This is a genomic window from Enterococcus sp. LJL90, assembly GCF_056924355.1.
This window is the reverse complement of the sequence record NZ_JBXPBQ010000001.1, coordinates 212,370-229,473: the sequence shown is the minus strand read 5'-3', so window position 1 is coordinate 229,473 and position 17,104 is coordinate 212,370. Positions and strand designations below refer to the sequence as shown.

The 17,104-nt window shown below is 34.8% G+C and carries 11 protein-coding genes; 2 read left to right on the top strand and 9 right to left on the bottom strand.

Going from position 1 to position 17,104, the window contains the following annotated elements; translation table 11 throughout:
• Window positions 1–131: 131 nt before the first annotated feature.
• The 4 genes from AC1Z3S_RS01055 to AC1Z3S_RS01040 all read right to left on the bottom strand — a co-directional run bounded on the left by AC1Z3S_RS01055 (window position 132) and on the right by AC1Z3S_RS01040 (window position 7,853).
• Window positions 132–860, bottom strand: coding sequence for a winged helix-turn-helix domain-containing protein (locus AC1Z3S_RS01055; RefSeq protein WP_461738795.1), 729 nt, complete (start codon window positions 858–860; stop codon window positions 132–134).
• A gap of 1,339 nt (window positions 861–2,199) precedes the next feature.
• A complete protein-coding gene (locus AC1Z3S_RS01050) occupies window positions 2,200–4,350 on the bottom strand; it encodes a hypothetical protein (RefSeq protein WP_461738794.1) in 2,151 nt (716 codons plus the stop codon).
• Window positions 4,343–5,053, bottom strand: coding sequence for a hypothetical protein (locus tag AC1Z3S_RS01045; protein WP_461738793.1), 711 nt, complete (start codon window positions 5,051–5,053; stop codon window positions 4,343–4,345). Before AC1Z3S_RS01045 ends, AC1Z3S_RS01050 begins: the two co-directional genes overlap by 8 nt.
• A gap of 70 nt (window positions 5,054–5,123) precedes the next feature.
• Window positions 5,124–7,853 carry a hypothetical protein gene (locus AC1Z3S_RS01040; RefSeq protein ID WP_461738792.1) on the bottom strand — a complete coding sequence of 910 codons (2,730 nt, stop codon included), beginning with the start codon at window positions 7,851–7,853 and terminating at the stop codon, window positions 5,124–5,126.
• 745 nt (window positions 7,854–8,598) lie between these two features.
• Here AC1Z3S_RS01040 and AC1Z3S_RS01035 point away from each other — a divergent pair.
• Window positions 8,599–9,450 carry a MurR/RpiR family transcriptional regulator gene (locus tag AC1Z3S_RS01035; protein ID WP_461738791.1) on the top strand — a complete coding sequence of 284 codons (852 nt, stop codon included), beginning with the start codon at window positions 8,599–8,601 and terminating at the stop codon, window positions 9,448–9,450.
• A 44-nt stretch (window positions 9,451–9,494) separates the two neighbouring features.
• Here AC1Z3S_RS01035 and AC1Z3S_RS01030 read toward each other — a convergent pair whose 3' ends face one another.
• The 5 genes from AC1Z3S_RS01030 to AC1Z3S_RS01010 all read right to left on the bottom strand — a co-directional run bounded on the left by AC1Z3S_RS01030 (window position 9,495) and on the right by AC1Z3S_RS01010 (window position 15,969).
• On the bottom strand, window positions 9,495–10,358 hold the full coding sequence (locus AC1Z3S_RS01030; protein WP_461738790.1) for an ROK family protein: 864 nt from the start codon (window positions 10,356–10,358) through the stop codon (window positions 9,495–9,497).
• Window positions 10,359–10,453: 95 nt separating this feature from the next.
• Window positions 10,454–11,101, bottom strand: a complete 648-nt coding sequence (locus AC1Z3S_RS01025; RefSeq protein WP_461738789.1) for a hypothetical protein — start codon at window positions 11,099–11,101, stop codon at window positions 10,454–10,456.
• 14 nt (window positions 11,102–11,115) lie between these two features.
• On the bottom strand, window positions 11,116–13,248 hold the full coding sequence (locus AC1Z3S_RS01020) for a hydantoinase/oxoprolinase family protein (RefSeq protein ID WP_461738788.1): 2,133 nt from the start codon (window positions 13,246–13,248) through the stop codon (window positions 11,116–11,118).
• Between the two features lie 23 nt (window positions 13,249–13,271).
• Window positions 13,272–14,552 (bottom strand): citrate transporter, encoded by a 1,281-nt coding sequence (locus AC1Z3S_RS01015; RefSeq protein WP_461738787.1) that lies wholly within the window; start codon window positions 14,550–14,552, stop codon window positions 13,272–13,274.
• Between the two features lie 13 nt (window positions 14,553–14,565).
• The gene (locus AC1Z3S_RS01010; RefSeq protein ID WP_461738786.1) at window positions 14,566–15,969 is read right to left on the bottom strand and encodes an FAD-dependent oxidoreductase; all 1,404 of its coding nucleotides are present in this window, start codon (window positions 15,967–15,969) and stop codon (window positions 14,566–14,568) included.
• A gap of 118 nt (window positions 15,970–16,087) precedes the next feature.
• Between AC1Z3S_RS01010 and AC1Z3S_RS01005 the strand changes: the two genes are divergently transcribed.
• Complete coding sequence (locus AC1Z3S_RS01005) at window positions 16,088–17,047, top strand: aldose epimerase family protein (RefSeq protein ID WP_461738785.1); 960 nt, start codon at window positions 16,088–16,090, stop codon at window positions 17,045–17,047.
• The last annotated feature ends 57 nt before the right edge of the window (window positions 17,048–17,104 follow it).

Below are 17,104 nucleotides of genomic sequence, written 5' to 3'. Positions count from 1 at the left end.
ATATAGGCAGCAAGTAATGCCTTTGAAAGATTGACAACATACTGCAGGTATAATGCTGGTATCTTCACAAAGCTACTTAAACTTATTTCTTGTTCTAATGTTTAACTTCCTGACACAATAGAATAAATTAATTACGTTACTTTCTCCGCTAAATATGTAGGAATACTGGCACACATTTTTTCTTGCAGCGCATATCCTTTGTTCCAATGAGTCTCAATTAGATTTTCATCTAAACCTGCCTTAACCATTTTTTTCTTTAAACGACCAATAATTTGTGATAACTGTGCTAAAGAAGAATTTGAGACCCCTTGCCCCCAAATTGCATCACTTAACTCCACACGACTGACAAACTCTCCGTTGTTCTCTAACAAGATATTAAAAAGTTCCTTTTCTTTTTTGGACATCGTTGACATAAACGAAGCTACTAAATGAATTGGAATTTCAGCCATGTTAGCCTCTTCACTACCTTTAGGAAACACCGTCGCAAAAATTTTAACTGCACGAGCATCCATCAAAGTTTCTCGTAATTCTGTCAGTGTCATACTCGAATGCAAAAGTTTAATCTCATCCAATTGATCAGCTTCATCATGGTTCGTTTCAAAATCCACTTGTTCATCAATCCGAAACAAACGAACTTTGTTGGGTTTGGCCAGTTCACTAATTTTTTCTGCCTCATCATTAGCAATGCTTTCACTTAGAACAACTGTTTTGAACAATCTGAACATGCTTGTGTCACGATTACAAAGTATTCGCTCCAACAATTGATTTGAACAAAAAACCTCATAACCTAATTGTTGAATTCTAGATTGCCATTCTCTATCCATATAGATGTTTTTTGTTAAAAACAGAACCTGTTTCATAATAATCACCTCTATTTATTTAATTCACAGCTAGGTTTTAAAATGAGTGAATACAAAAAATCCAACTAAGTTTCTGTGCTTGGTTTAAAGCCAATTTGAGAAATTTAACAAGCTTAGTTGTTAATCTTTCCAAAAATTAAGAAGGTACATTAACTTCCTATAACTATATATTGTACGAAGCTATTAACTATTAGCTTTATTATCAAGGTAAGACTTCTTTTTGACGGTCAAATCGACGGTCAATAGATATTAATTAAAATTAGTAGTTTTCGAAATAAAAATTTACGTTCTCTATTTTTCAAATAGCTATCTAAAATAATAGCTTCCAAATGAATATTATTTCGTGACGAAGTTCTCTTTATAATGTTGAGAAAACAAATATTACTCCAAAATTTTTTCTGTCAGTATCTTGGCTGTCAATTCATAAAAAGAGGTTTACATATATTTCTTGCTGTGTATTCTCTTGAATACCTTTCCTTTTGCACCAAAAAGTTAACCTGCTTCACAGCTGTATCATTCCGAAAGACACTAAAGAGCGCCTCCTCTCATTTCTAGCTTATTATTTTAGTCGCTGTGATTTTATTTGTGCTAAATAACGGTAGAACTACATCTGAGCTATTTACTTCCCTCAAAGAAATAATTCTTGATAAAAAATTTAAATATCAAATCATTGACTGTTTTAATGACGGCGTAAAAAAAAACAATACAAATCTTAAAAAAGAACACTGTCAACTTGGCGTTTTTCGATTATCCATCCGTTTATCCTCTGTATCAAAAAAATCAGAAACCTATTCGATAAAAAAACTAAATTACGAAAAAACCTCATTTTTTTATCACATTTCCTATTTTTTTATTTAAAATAGGATTGACATTGAAATTAATTACATTTAAAATTTAATTATCACGAAATATATGACGAATAATATCAATTATTTCGCATAATATATAGTTATAAGAAGCCATCTCAACACACAATCGTTTTTTTACTCAAAAAAAATAAAAAAGGAATTCTAAAATCAGTTTTTATGCTGATTTTTAGAATTCCTTTTCTTTCTATATTTAATTAATAATTTGAAAAATAAGCCAGTTTTTTTTCAACAAGGAACAACAAGTAGCTTAAGTTACATAAAAATCAGTTACATCAACAAGTTAATAGTTTTCCTTATTTTCTATCAAGCTATAGGGATAAGATATTGTGATAGATTAAATATTATATTGACGGCTAAAGAAATAAGTCTGAGCTTTTTGTTTACTTGTAATACTCATATATAAAACAAATTTTTCAATAGCTAGACTTAGTAATTATAATTATCTTCTAGTCCCATCAATACCACACCACCTACTTCCCCTTCCCAACTCTTAGTTTATGACTTTCATTGCTGATATATTCCCGCAACAACTTGAATGGAAAAGGGTAGACCGTTAGTGAACCATTTTTGACAATATCAATATCAAAAAGGTCCCGAATCTCATTAAAGCTTATCGCAGACTCTTTATTTGAAACAAGTTCCCTTATTTTAGTTGTCCTAACAATTGGTGCATTTTTAATCCCTTTTTTTGGGATACCTACAAAATAGTAGCTTTTCCCTCGTTCCTCGAAGTAATTAATATCCAGAAAGTTAGCATAGCTGTCTTGATATTCCTTTGTTCTGAGTGGTGACCATAGGAAATAGCCTAATTGCTTGTAAACTTCATCATTTATTTCTTTCATGATGGACGGCTTTCCTCTTAGATCAAATCCTTGTTTGATGACTTGCACGTTCTCCGTATATCCATAGTTACTTAATGAGGCATAAAAATTTTGACCAGTTTCAAAATTAGGATGATTTTTGTTTTCCGACAAAAACGCTGCTACTACGCGTTGTAAATTTCCAACAATAACATCGGCGTTATCTTCCTTGATGTTGCTTAATATTTCTTGGATTCTTTCAAAATCAGAAATAGTAAACCGGTTTGTCTCGTAAATCATACCAATGGCGTCTGGATTCTTGATTACAAATCCTGAAACTTTACTGTGGTTTGTATACTTTGATGAAGTTTGACTTTCTCTAGACAAACGCATCTCTTCCAATGTAGTTAGTAAAGGGTCCGTTCTTTGAGCAATATTCTCCGGTGAAAAATACTTATAAGCTAGCTTCCCATCGGATGAGATTTCTAGAAGATACAATCCATAGCATCCTTCACTTTCTTCATAGTATTTTGCAAAACTTAACGGACCATATTTTTGAAAATAGTCCTGCATCGTCAATTTGTTTAGCTGCAACTTACAATTGACCTCTTTTAAAATCAACTCTTGTAAAATCTTGATGATTGGCTCCTTTATAATCTCACCAGTTTTAGTAGAATAAATAAAGTCTTCAATAGTGATATGCTGAATGATTTGGTCCTTCTCCGAAGCTAAATGAGGATCTTTTTCACCCGCTTCAATCGCTTCCTCTGATTCATAGTAATCAAAATTATGGAGCACCGCCAAATTAAAGCCAGCCATAGGTTTGTCTGAAACTTGAAAATTGATTTCATTATAGTCTGATTCGCTTTCGACAAAAGTTTGAAAATCAGCGAGAAACTCCTGAGACTCCTCTGACTTAATTAAATCAATTAAGTGAATTGTCTGATTCGCAAAATGGCCAATATACTCCTCGCGATGATCTTTATGGGCATATTGGGCCGATTTGTAGTCGATATTATCCATCGAATTTACTCTTAATGTAATATATGCCCCTAGATATTGTTGAACATCCTTCATAAAATTGTAAAATATTCCGGTCTTAGTCTTTTCAAATCCTTTAATTGAAGAGAGGTCAAGCTGGGGTATTGACGCCTTAGACTTGGGTACAGCCTTGTTTGAATAATAACTACCTACATTGTCTCTAGGTACTATTGGAATTTGTTTTAAAGTACCTTGCTGCTCATCCCGAACAAAAAATTGTCTGGTTTTTTCACGATTAAACTCGTTTAGCTTAGCGAAGGTGCGAGCCTTGATTTTAAATCGCTGATTTTGAAACTCGGGTTCAATTCCAACTCCATAGATGCGATCTTTTTTATGCCACGAGGATTCCGTAGTAGGCATAAAAAAGTACGTATGTCCATCAATTTGGGCCCAGCCATCCCGGATAGAATACACAGGTAATAAGCCCAAAATCAGACACGTCAAAAAAAAGTAATTTTCTCCGTTTATATAACGGACAGCCTGGCTGGGGATTTTATCAATTTTGACTTCAACTGAACTATAATAAGCCGCTAAACGTTTGAGGTCCTCCTCATTAACCTGTGATTTTTCAGTGACAACAATATAAGTAGTACCCTTTTTTAATTGCTTAGCATTCAGCACTTGAGGAAAGCTAAATTGAATAGCGGCACTGAGTGTTGAAAAAGCCTCAAAATTATCAGAAAGATTTTCGATTCGGTAAAAATCGAAATCCTCATTTAGCTTATCGAAATGGTGGTCGATTTCCCATTGATTTTGATAAAGTGTAATTGGTTTACTCATTCATTTCCCTCCAAATTTCCCTTGCCCACTCACCTAATTTGCTATTGCCCTTGGAATCAATCAACCATGGGACTTCAACAATTTTTCTATCCTGGCTTATTCCGAAACTTAGGTCTTCCCGTCGTGGTTTAATTAAATTGATAATCCAAGCTCTTTTTCCTCCAACAATAGTTAACTTATTGTGATTTTTTGCTCTGGCCTCCTCGACTGGCAGCCGAGAAGTTTCCTGCCAGTTTTTAAAATCATAATAATTTCCTTGATCATCGCGGTAGTCAAATAACTCAAATGCTCTGTCCGTTCTAATTTCTTTCAACTGATTACCCAATTCAGTCTCAATAATATATTTTCCAGCGTATTCGCCATAGGCTCCCTTCAAAATCTGCTGATAATAAATGGGGTTTACCATGTAGCGCTTTTCTGCAAACTTTGTGGCAAATTCCATTTCTGAAAAATAATCTTTCATCCCCAGATAGAGCAGCAACTGTGGTAATCTGGCCCCTTCTTCAGAAATCTCATAAATTGTTTTTGTGTCCGCTGCAACTGCAATCTGCGCCTGCACTTCAGCCTTTGTTTTACCAAAATAATAATCATTCGTTGTAGTAGCTATCCCATAGAAATATTGGCTACCTTGACCACCGGGAACTTCAATATAGGCATCTGCCAACTCGCCTTCAGGCAGTTGGTCGACTGTGGGATTTCTCAACAGTTGAATTCTCAGACTCCGCCAATCCTCCCGAGCTTTTTCACTTTTTCCGATACTACTCAGCAAGCGGTCAAGGTATTTTTTTGCTAGCGTTTAAAGCCAAATTATTCCTTCTGTTTCGTAACACTTCCGTCTCTTTTTCCCCATGATCTGTGATTTTTTTCTGTTGCTTATACTCTAAAAGGGCAATCATTTCTGAAGTTAAGGTGTTGAAATTTAATCCAGCATCAGTAATTTTCTCTAATAATTTTAGAGACACTAACATCATTATATTTTTATTTTTGTTTTGCGTCCGTGTTATACGACCGACTGCTTGAATAACGAGTTTGGTTGCTTTTAATCTAGCACTTAAAGTATCATCTAGTTTGATATCACCCAAACTTTGCGGTTGCTTAGTCACATAAATCTTAAGAAGATTATGAATAATTTCATCTTTTTTGTGCTTTTCTATCTCTCCATTTGCAAAGAGATATTCAATTTCCACTAAAAAATTGATGATTTGCTTATTCAAGACCTCTTCTTCTACATTAAAGTTCAGGTAAGATAACAAATAGGTGATATTCCCCAGGTACACACCGTCAATATCTTTCATCATTGCATTGAAATTTTTTTCACTTAGCGCTGAGGTAATATTGACGGTATCAGTGGCTTCGTTGATCTCATACTGAAGATTTTGGCCAGCCCCAGTAGTCGCATAGGAAGTCAGAATATAGATTTTTTCCCCCTTCGCTAAACGCCTCAGCAGCCTTTTTTTGTTGTTATCAAATTCTTCACCCCTTAAAATAAAAATATCAGCTTCGATTCCGTAATAATTTGTTAATTCGTTGAAGGTCGTACAAATAAATTTTTCTTCAAACTCCCACTTATTTAGTTTTGGTAAGGCTTTCGTCAAAGCTAAAATCGAATGGTGTTCAGAAGTGATAAAAATACAAAAGGACTCGAGCAATTCCACATAGCGATTGCAATAATAGCTAACATCGTATTTCTCGATGTTTTTCAACGCGTTGTTTATTGCGACCGTAACATCGTTCGCTATTGTCTCCAATGATTCTTGATTATTACTCTTAGCATAATGAGCTATTATCTTTTGGATTTTCCCCTCTGAAAAAGTCAGATCAAAAAATTTTTCAAAGCTTGCTATTGTAAATCCGATACCTTTTTCCTGATACATTTTATTCAAGCCCTGATATTCTTTTTTAGTCGCCTCGCTAAACAGCTGCTTTTCTTCAAACGCAATATGGTAATTACTCCCAAGCTGACTTTGAATTCTTCTCAAATCGTAATTTCCTAAAACGGTCGGCGTTAACGCTGTTGCTGATAGACCAACTACTCTTGACCGTTTGGCTAGAGAAATAATTGCTGTTTCAGGTAAATCATCGATTCGTAACAGCTGAATGATTGTTTTAAAGTAATTACTATCTGAATCAACATACTCATACCATTGCATAGTGATAGCCGTCTCATCCAACACTCTTTTCCTTAGGCGCCGATCAACTTTCCGATTGATCAAGCTTTTGATCACCTCATCTGTAAAATCGATTAAATTAAACATCGACTCAATCGATTGTTGCCTAGTCATCCGATTATCATTCATTTCTCGATGATCATTGGTCTCCGTCCGCAGCTGATAAGCCCATTGTTCCACCGCATATTGAAATTTTTCAATGAACCTATAAACCTCAGAAATCATATCCAGAGGTTTCATTTGTGTCCCGCTGTCGATAGTTTTTTTATACTCTAGCTTTGAGATAAAAAAGAGCTCAACTCGGTTTTCTTCTACATTGACAATACCGGAGGTGCGATTATCCTTAGTATCGTAAGAAAAATGATAAGCACCATCGAAAAAAACGACTTTAGAAGACTGTGAGATTGTACCAACTGTCTTATAAAATAAATCTAAACGAAATTTTGAATAAAGCTGTTCCGCCTCTTCAATCAGACTAGGAAATTTTTCACCGCGATTTTCTAGAAAGCCACGCTCTAACCTCTTATCATATTTACGCAAAATTTTGGTATATCTCTCCTCAGTCAATGCGCTATAAATCCGCTGAAACGTACTCAAAAGATCTATTTTTGATTTAAGCGCTGAATCAATAATATCTTCCAAGAGCACTTGTTTCGTTTCATCAAATTCATCAATCACAACCGTGGCATCCTCTGTGAAGTCAGAATTTAGAAAAATGAAATTTTTATCAATAAGCGGATCTACAACTTGGATAAATTTTTTCACTGTCATGATAAATATCTTATAATTCCAGACTTTAACTGTTGGGTATAATTGAGCCAACCACTCCCATTTCTTATCTTCATTGATCACTTGTTGACGCTCTTCTAATTTTTTCGGCAGCGCAATGCGAATAAGCTTTTTCAACTCCATACGAAATTCCGGCTCTAATTCGTTCCTTAAATATTCTTTCAACTCTATTTTTATTTGTCCTTCTTCATTGCGGTATTCCTCAATCTTTGATCGTATTTTTTTGTATAATTCTGTTTGATAGTCTTCAAGATAATCAATTATTTCCGGTAAACTATCGATGACAAAGTCGACGTTTGCTTTAATATGCAATACGTCTTGATTGAACATCTCACCTCTGCCGTCATCTTGAAAAAGCTCCTGCCACTCTTTAACTGACAAATTTTTAATATTGTTTGTTATAAATATTTGCTTGCCAAGTCCCTGCTTGCTATTTTGATATAACAGCTGACGAGCCACATGACTTTTCCCCCGACCAGTTGCTGGATCATACAAAAAAAGTCCGGAACCATACTTCATCACACCTCTAATATCTCTATATTTCATGTTGCCCCCTCTTTTTTGTAATCGTTTTCACTTTATAAGTTATTTTAGCAGAATATTAAATCCTTTTAAATACTTTTTTATTTTCTAAATGTTCTGAATATTTTATCGTTATTTTTAAACTTTCTCTTAAATTGCAGTCTATTAATGTTGGGTTTATTTATCTTTCTTTTCAATTGATCATTTTTGCTTGAGTAGGCTATTAAATTGATAGATATTTACTGTGAAATAAGATTTTCAGTTAGATAGTTTCTACAGTTTATTTGACAACTCCAACTACCGACAAATGACTAATGACTAATTACAAATACAATTTCCTTGTGCCTTTTACTGAATTGTCAAGCGCATACAAATATTGTATACATTTTTTTATCTAATTTATGAGAGTGCTCCTCGTATCGCAATTCACTGATATTCACAGCCCCCATGGTATTAATGAATACGCCTCAATTACTTATAACTTAAAAATCTAAGCCGTTTATTCCTTCAAATTCTTCACTTTAAATAATCATTGCTTAAATGTTTATTAATCATCATGGCTTCAAGTTATTCACTAAACCTACCAAACAGGAATGTAGCCTACACTCTATATTTTAATGTAGCCTACACTCTATATTTTATTGATTATTATATATACGGATTTAGTCTAGCTTGAAGATATACTCTTAAAACAAAGGAGTTTATCGCCTTAAAAGCTACTCATAACACTACTTTCTTGCTATAATGTCCCTAGAAGCGAGGAGATACTATGCAATCTGCAGTATTATTAAAAATTAAATCCCTAGAAAATACTTTCACTTCTAGCGAACATGACATAAGTAAATTTGTCGTGGAAAATCCTGACTATGTTATATCTAACTCAATAACAAATCTAGCTAAAAAAACTAATACCTCTGAAGCAAGTATTAATCGGTTTAGTAAAAAAATTGGCTATAAAGGATTTAATAAATTTAAAATTGCTTTAGCCCAAAGCATAACCCAAATTGAAGACAAAAATAAAGTAGTCGACGATACCAATCTAATTGAATACGTGACATTCGATTATCAAAAACTAATTACAAATACATGCGCAATGGTAGAAAATCGAGATATTGAAGAAATTTCCTCTTTAATTACTCTTGCTCGTAAAATTTACATTCTATCAATTTATAATACCTCTTTTGTAAGTAAGGAATTTGCCTTCAAATTACGACAATTAGGCATGGAAGTAACTTCTTTAAATGAAAATCTAGAAACACAACTAGCTATTGAAAATATGAGTAGTGACTCTGTCTTAATTGCAGTTGTCCCTTCTGTGGTAACAAAAGATATAATTCCCTTTCTTTCAAAAATTAAAAGAAAAGATGTCAAGGTTGTATTGATCTCTAGTAACGATAATCCCAAGGTAAACGATATGGTTGATATTAAAGTCATCATACCGGATCATATGTCAGCTGGAAACTCTCTAGTTTTAACAAACTCCCCAATGATCTCATTAGTGTTTGACATTATTTTTGCGACAATACTACGAGATAACAAGGGTCTACGGCAAAGAAAATTAAGTAGTGATACAATTATCAACTCCTTCCAATCAGCCGATTCTGCAATTTATGAATGGTAAAAAGCAGTTACGATGAAATATTCGTAACTGCTTTTTTCATGTTTTCAATTCAATTTATCAAGCATCATTTTCGCCAGATTAAAATTATCTATTGTTGCACTATCATTTTCCGTAAATTTACTTTTCACAATAGATGGTTGTTCAATATAGCCTTGATTAATTTCGGAAAACTCTTTATTGATACTCATAACTAATTCATCATCAATAACACCGCCGCCAAAAATAATTTTTTCCGGTGCAAAGCTTACGCTTAAGTTATATGCCAATTGAGCCAAGTAATAAGCCTCAATCTTCCATACACTGTTGGCTCTTGATAATTCTTCTCCTCGGATACCTGTTCGTCGTTCTATACTTGGCCCTGAAGCAACTCCCTCAAAACAAGAGGCACCATGATAGGGGCACACACCTTCAAAGTTTTCATCTTCTAAATGTGTTTTTGCGAAGCTGTGACCAACTTCCAGATGTCCCGTCCCTCCCGCAAAAAATCCATTTTGTATAACACCTGCTCCAATCCCTGTACCTACAGTAACATAGACACAAGATTGACACCCTTTAGCGCCACCACTACTGTATTCCCCATATGCACTGGAGTTAACATCCGTTGTCAAAAAGATTGGCTGCTTATACCAGCTCTTTATTTCATCAACTAAATTTACATTCTGCCATTCTCTTTTGGGAGTAGCTAAAATTTTGCCATAATCAGGTGAATTTTTGTTTAGATTTATGGGACCAAAACTCCCTACACTTAAAGCATCTGGTTGATTATGTTCGAAATAACTTTTAACTTTATCTAGAGTAGTGGTAGGATTACTAGTCTCGAAAATCTTTTTATCTAATATAGTAAAATTTTCATCACCAATCGCACAAACAAACTTTGTCCCACCTGCTTCGATACTCCCTAAACGCATCCATAATCCCTCCAAAATAGACTTTCTGATAAAAAATGAACTACATCCATTACCTTCAATCCAAGTTTGCTAAAATGTTTCAAATTGATTGTTTGCTAATTCTCTTTTTTATTCAAAGTGTCTTTTGTGTCACTCAATATGTTTTGAAATCTCTGGAAATCTTCTTCTAAATCAGAATCAGATATCTCTTGTTTTTTTAGAAGGTGTTGGTAATCAAAATAATTAGGTAAATATCTTAGTTTTAAAAAAGATTTTGTAAAAGCATTCGCAGCAATTTCACTAGTACGCCGGATTTTTGCTTTGCGTGAGATTCCTAATAATCGGGCAGTCTCAACAGATGGTAGCTCCTCAAAGACCTCTCCATTTTTGGATTCAATAAAGTGGAAAAATTCATGAGTTAAAATGATTTTTTTCATCTGATTGTAGGTGAGATTATTACTTTGAGCTAATTCTTGGATTGAAGCTTTATACAGATACACTACATTGTTGCCCTTTTTATCAGTTTCAAATTGTGCTCTCATCTGCACCTTGAAAAACACCCCATCATGTTGTTCTTCCTTTAAAGTAATTTTGTTCTCTTTATACAATTCCACAATGTCTTTTGACTGTTGCTGTGCGTATGAATTCCCAGTTTCCAAAGATTTTTTGATATAGGGCATGATTCTATCCTTTGGAATTTTTTGAAATAACATATCCTGTTCTAACTCCAAAAAGGCTAAGAACTCATCAGAAAACATGTCCATTATCTTTCTCCCCTTTACTTATAAGCTACAGCAATGATTTTTTCATTCAAATCTAAATTTTCGGTCTCTACGTCCATAATAGACGTTAATTGTTCAAGGGTTTGCATACCAGTTAAATCTAACATTTTTTCTCTGAAAAATAAAAACACTTTTGGGATAGTTGCATTTGCGTCAGAATAGATTGTGTGATCATCAATAAAACTAAGGAATTCTTTACTTGATTGATTTTTCTCAAACAAGAAGTAATCAGCATTGCTATGTTTAAAACGAACGACTCCTTCTCTATCAACAATAGAAATGCTCACTTGTTTAGTTTTAAAGAAGAATTTCTTCTTGACTACTTCAGCATTCAACAAATTCCATCTGCCAACATTGCCAATAAATTTTACATTTGCAGAATCCACACCTAAAGCTTCAGAAGAAATCTTTTTTAAACCTTCTTCTGTTACTTCTGTTGCACCAAGGCTCTTTTGCCTTAGTTCCGTTGCTCCAGTTGCAACAGCTCTTAGTATGTTTCTTTGTGAATCAATCTCAATGTTTACTTCCACTGTTTCTTCATTGGCTCCTGATTGAACAATTTTTTCAATAACATCTGCGCGAATTTTCTTAATATCATTTTCGCTTGGATTAGATATGGAACGTTCTATTTGTTCCCTAACCATGGCTAATGCAACGCCAATTGTTGAAATATATGGGGCATTCTTTGCTAGTTTCCATTTATACTCAAAGAACTTAGCTAATGCTGGCACTACGATTGCTCCAGAGCCACCGCCGCCAACTAAAGTTATAAAATTTCTATCCATTTCATATTCTTCAATTAGTTCATTTATAACAGGCTCAAGCTTTTTAACTGCTAACTCCATGACTTCTTCTGCGGCTTCTTGAGCAGTAATTCCCAGGTAGGAACCTAAAGCAGTCCATGCAGCAAGATTGGCTTCCATGTTTCCTTCAGCATAATCACCTTTTGGAACATAGCCCAACAGATTTGCAGCACCTGCAAGAGTATATGAAAATCTATGATTACTGGCGCTTTTAGCCACTACATATTCACTTGGATCTCCTTCCCTTGGGGATACAAACTCAATTGCTATATCTTCTAAATTTTTCGGATCTGTAAAACATTCGTATTCTAAACCAGCTATGTGAGCACTTCTTGGCCCAACATCAACTATTTTATTTCCTTGAACACGTATCATACTTCCGCCTGCTACAGCAAGAGTTCTAACGTCCAATGATCTTAAATAGGTCTTATGCCCACCAACTTGCGCATATTTAATCATTACTTTACCATTTTTTATTACAGAAATATCTACACTAGTTCCACCAACTTCAAAGAAAATACCATCACTGACTTTTTCATACATAAGCGCACCCGCTACGCCAGCTGCCAGTCCGGATAGCATCGTAAGTATGGGACGTTGCCGAACCTCGTTGATACTCATAACCCCACCATCACAACGCATTATCATCAAATTGGATTGGATTTTTGTATCTAACACAGCTGACTCTGTCATATTAGCCGTCTGCATCATTTTAGGAATTAGTGACGCATTCACAACTGCTGTTCTAGTACGCATTTTTAACCCATATAGCTGGGATATTTCGTGTCCACCTGTCGCAAAAAGATTTTCATCACGAGCAGTATTAATAACCCTCAACTCATTTTCTGGATTATCTACCGAATAGGCCTCACTGGCTACTACTACCTGACAGTTTTTACCGACCAAGTCATGAATATTTTGTTCTATAATCTCATCTGTTAACTTGGCCGAGTCAATAAACTCATGTTCGGATTGTAAAAATTTATTTGGGGCTAACTCAATATGTTCTATAGATGTTTCTCTTTTAGCAGTTCTCGCATCTATCCCGGTTCCCATACCGATAATCCCAACTTTTGCCACATCACCTTCAAGCAATGCATTCGTTGCCTGCGTGGTTCCATGAGCAGTAAAAACTACATCTTCCGGAGAAATACTATTTTCAGTTAGTAGTTTTTGAATAATGATAACAATCCCTTTTGCAACACCTTCTTCATGTGTGGTAGGAATTTTAAGTTTTGCAATTACTTCGTAGCTTTCATTATCAATTGCTACAGCGTCTGTAAAGGTACCGCCAACATCTATGCCTATTCTTACTTTTTTTCCCATCTGTTTTACCTTCTCATTCTAAATTAATATAGGAAGAAAGAAGCTACAATCAATCCAACAAACGTCGAAATTGCTACCCATCCAATAGTTTTTTGTAGTACTTCGTTAACATCCGTTTTTGTAAAATCAGAAACCCATACATTATGCGAATTAGTTGGGTCACATACGGCCTGCACATTACTGTCTAAGCGTAAAGCAACCATCGCAGCTACAGGATTCATACCACCTGCAACTAGTAAAGAAATAATCCCACTTCCTAGACCCCATACATTTAATGGACCTCTGTAAATAGCTAATGGAGATAACAAACCGAATACTAGGATAAACATAATTTGGTTTTTCGGAATTAGCATTGAAATTGCTGGTTGCAAAATTGTAGAAACTTCTGCAGACATTACAGCATTTAATAGCATTCCTATCCCAATCATCAGCCCGGCAGCCCCTGCAACGTCTTGGATGCCTTCTACAAATGCACTACTAACAACATGAATAGGGTTCTTAGGTGTGCTTAAAATTAAAGTGATAATAATCCCTGCGATAATCGCTGCAACCAAAGGTACCTGAAATGCAAAAACTAAAATTACAGGAATAATCGGAGATATCAAAGCGATAGTTCTAACTTGGCCATTCCTACCATTTTTATTTGGCATAGCCCAAGCTTGTCTTTTTTTACCACTAAATTTAACATAGTAAACTATCATTAACACCGCAACAATAATTAATGGTAGTCCTACCATCCAAGAATAAGAAGTTACTTCATTAAGTGGTAATCCTAAAACATCGATATAAACTGCTAAAGTTGACACTGAGAAAGTTACACCAATACCGTTTGCTAAAAGCAAGATGATACCACTAATCATTGGTGAAAGTCCCGCAGAAATCATAATCGGAATAATAATCGTTCCTACTAAAATTACCATTCCCAATCCGTTGCTTGCTGCAAAGATAATTGAACAGACTGCTAAAAAAGAAAGTGAGATGGGCAGCGCTTTGTCCCCCGCCATTTCAGCTGCTTTTTTTATAATTGCTTCTGTTATGCCAACCTTGGATAGAACTTTCCCAAAAAGAGACCCGAAAATCAATCCTGATATGGCAGTCGACATCCTCATTGATCCTGCTTCTAAAACATCCTTAACTATAGTAAATTGCTCGGCATCCTTCGAAATGATGGTAATTCCAGCAATGAGAGAAATTGCAATTGCCATAATAGGTAGAGCCAAAATTGTCGGAATTTTCCTCGTCATCATAAGTCCAACTAAAATGAAAAATACTAATAAAATCCCTATTAACTGTAGAGTTGCCATTTTTTTATCCTCCTTAAATTTCGATATAACTTCCTTGATGAATCAATGTTTTTTGCAGCTCTTTTATATCTATTTTATCAACACTAGTATGTTGTTTAACAGTTTGTGCTGCTGCTGCGCCAGCTGCTTGCCCAATAGCAGTCATAGTAGGAGTTGTTCGAATTGCAGCCTGTGCTTCAAATGATGCAGATACACATCGTCCAGTTACGATTAAATTAGATACTTCGTTGGTAATCATAATTTCATAGGGGATTCGATAATAACTATCAAATACAGATTTATCAAACTTTTCATGAGCAACTTCTTCTGCTTGATTTGTGTGAACAGACAATGTTCCTTCGCCTTTTGGATTATGAATATCAATTGGATAACCTGAATGAGCTATCGTTGAAGGAAAGTATTTATTACTTAAAACATCATCATTTGTTAACGTATACTTCCCAACAATTTGACGAGTTCCTCTTACCCCAACACTGGGACCGGTATAGGCAATTTTAGCATTCTCAAATCCCGGAATCGAGCTCACAAGAAATTGATATAGTTCTTCACACTGTTTTCTTCCAATCATTTCGGCTTTCGTTAATCCTTCTGCAGAAACACCACTTTCATTTATAATTCGTGAAGTATTCATGATGAATTCGCCAGGAACATTAGTTTCAAAGAATAAAATATCTTCTCTAGGTATATTTAGCCTGCCTTCTTTTTTGGCCTTATCAAACTCATCATTAAACCCAATAAAAGAGAGAATTTCAGTATTTTTCATCACTTCTATATCTCTATTTAGTCGAGGGAATTTCTCTGGATTTTCTATAACTGTTTGTTTTAATGCGTTTGTATCTACACCATAAACTTTCAAATTCATGGTCATTGGTTGCATTGCGTTGTCTTCAATTCTTCCTAATTGAAAAGGTACGTCAGAAAGCACTGCTAAGTCGGCATCCCCAGTTGCGTCAATAAATACTTTACTGGATATTTTAGTAATCCCATTTTTATTCGCTATCGTGATATTATCAATTGTATCGCCACTCTTTTCTAAACCTATCAAGTAAGAATGGAATAATGTTGATACACCAGCTTCTGTCGCCATCTCATCCAACACAATTTTCAAACCTTCCGCGGAAAATGGAGTAACATGAGATATATAGTTCGTTGAATCCAATACATGACCTGGTGAATAATTCCTTGCAATTAACCTTTCAACCATTTCTTGTCCCAACCCTTGAATAACCTGTTTTTCTCCAGCGAAAAATGTCATCATAGGTCCTACACCGTTAGCCGTTAAAGTCCCTCCAAAATAGCCATTCTGGTCAAATACCAAAGTTTTAGCACCATTTCTAGCTGCTGAAATAGCAGCAAACACGCCCGACATCCCTCCTCCTGCTACAACTACATCATATTGCTCACTCTTTTGATTCATTTTATTACCTCCCGTTGGTTGCGCTTACAATAAAATAATACAATATTTTCAATAAATGTCAATAGTTATGGAAAAAATTTTCATAAGAAGTTATACTGAATAAAAAGGAGTGTTTGATATGTTCGATATTCAATATGAAAACTATAAGGATAACGTTGTTTTTACTAAAGTTAATGTCAATAGTACACTGCAGGTAACTTTTGCTAATTTAGGTGCTTCTGTCTTTGAAATAAAACTTTCATCAAAATCAAATTGTTTGGAAAACATCCTTGTCACTCCGCCAAAATCGATTTGGTTAGAGAATAGAACATATGCTGGAAGCATCATAGGTCCACTTGCTGGACGATATGAGACAGGCACTACCTCTTTGGAGCAGAATAGACCACCTTTGCATTTCCATGGTGGAAGTTCTGGTTGGGATACCCAAATTTGGCAACAAACAGTGGAAGTGACAGAAAAAACTGCAACAATTACTTTTTTCTATGAGGATAGCAATTATGCTGCTCATATCGTTTATGAACTAGATTGCTACGCTAAACTAACCATGAAGATAAATGTTCAGTGCATTAAAAAAATGTTCATCAACCCAACAAATCACATGTATTTCAATCTTAACGGAACACCCCATGAACCAGTATCAAATCATTTTTTCCAGCTATCTTCTGACGGAATATATGATGAAGAAAATGGTCTGATTTTATCAAGTCAAACCTTTCCTATTCCAACAGAGCTGAATTTCGTTAGCCCGTCTTCTTTAAACCGATTAAAAAAAATAAATGGAATTAATACAACATACCATTTAGGAGAAGAAAGAATCGGAAGTATTAGTCATCCTTCAAATGGACGTAAAATAACTATAAGAACTTCATTACCAAGTGTTGTGATTTATACTTTCAATGTTCAACAACCCATTTTTACAGACGAGCTAAAACAGTTTCCTTTATACAGTGGGATAACCTTTGAATGTCAGTATCCAGCTAACAACTTAAACCTCATTACATTTGATCAGAATAATCCTTATTATTCTGAAACAAGTTATGAATTTTTTTCTCAGATAGACTTACTGCAAGATTCCTGAACCATTTAAAAAATGCGTGAATTAGTTTACATCTAGTTAAATTGATAGACAATAGTC

Excerpts from the sequence above, each read along its gene's own strand:
- AC1Z3S_RS01055 (WP_461738795.1), bottom strand. The coding sequence starts at position 860 with ATGAAACAGGTTCTGTTTTTAACAAAAAACATCTATATGGATAGAGAA.
- AC1Z3S_RS01050 (WP_461738794.1), bottom strand. The coding sequence starts at position 4,350 with ATGAGTAAACCAATTACACTTTATCAAAATCAATGGGAAATCGACCAC.
- AC1Z3S_RS01040 (WP_461738792.1), bottom strand. The coding sequence starts at position 7,853 with ATGAAATATAGAGATATTAGAGGTGTGATGAAGTATGGTTCCGGACTT.
- AC1Z3S_RS01035 (WP_461738791.1), top strand. The coding sequence starts at position 8,599 with ATGCAATCTGCAGTATTATTAAAAATTAAATCCCTAGAAAATACTTTC.
- AC1Z3S_RS01030 (WP_461738790.1), bottom strand. The coding sequence starts at position 10,358 with ATGCGTTTAGGGAGTATCGAAGCAGGTGGGACAAAGTTTGTTTGTGCG.
- AC1Z3S_RS01025 (WP_461738789.1), bottom strand. The coding sequence starts at position 11,101 with ATGGACATGTTTTCTGATGAGTTCTTAGCCTTTTTGGAGTTAGAACAG.
- AC1Z3S_RS01020 (WP_461738788.1), bottom strand. The coding sequence starts at position 13,248 with ATGGGAAAAAAAGTAAGAATAGGCATAGATGTTGGCGGTACCTTTACA.
- AC1Z3S_RS01015 (WP_461738787.1), bottom strand. The coding sequence starts at position 14,552 with ATGGCAACTCTACAGTTAATAGGGATTTTATTAGTATTTTTCATTTTA.
- AC1Z3S_RS01010 (WP_461738786.1), bottom strand. The coding sequence starts at position 15,969 with ATGAATCAAAAGAGTGAGCAATATGATGTAGTTGTAGCAGGAGGAGGG.
- AC1Z3S_RS01005 (WP_461738785.1), top strand. The coding sequence starts at position 16,088 with ATGTTCGATATTCAATATGAAAACTATAAGGATAACGTTGTTTTTACT.